This is a genomic window from Clostridium sp. UBA5119, assembly GCF_002414285.1.
In the GTDB taxonomy this organism is placed as follows: Bacteria; Bacillota; Clostridia; order Clostridiales; family Clostridiaceae; genus Clostridium_J; species Clostridium_J sulfidigenes.
Genome location: NZ_DHYX01000086.1, coordinates 1 through 347, shown reverse-complemented (window position 1 = coordinate 347; position 347 = coordinate 1). Strand labels below are relative to the sequence as shown.

At 30.8% G+C, this 347-nt stretch carries 1 pseudogene; it reads right to left on the bottom strand.

Annotation, left to right across the window (positions count from 1 at the left end):
• A pseudogene (locus tag B2671_RS13650) lies at positions 1-317 on the bottom strand (hypothetical protein); the annotation flags it as partial.
• Positions 318-347: the final 30 nt, after the last annotated feature.

Here is a 347-nt window from a genome sequence, read left to right as displayed (position 1 = left end):
AGTGGATTCACTAAGTTACTTCCTTCATTTAACTTAAATTCTTCCAATTCCATATCTTTAATTCGCATTCCTTGTGATTGTAATCCATTAACCCTAAGCTGTAAATAAAACCCTCTTCTTGCATCTTCATCTTTCAACATGGATATAACATTATATCCATCATTAGAAATTCCTCCAATTTTTAAAGGGATTATGTTAGTAAGGGCTGCAAATATACCTGCTGCACTAATTAATATTAGTATTGTTGAAATCAAAACAGGAATTCCTTCTATTAAAACAACTAGTAGTATACCCAGTCCTGCTACTATTAAATTCATTATTCCTCCACCATAGTTATACATTATGAA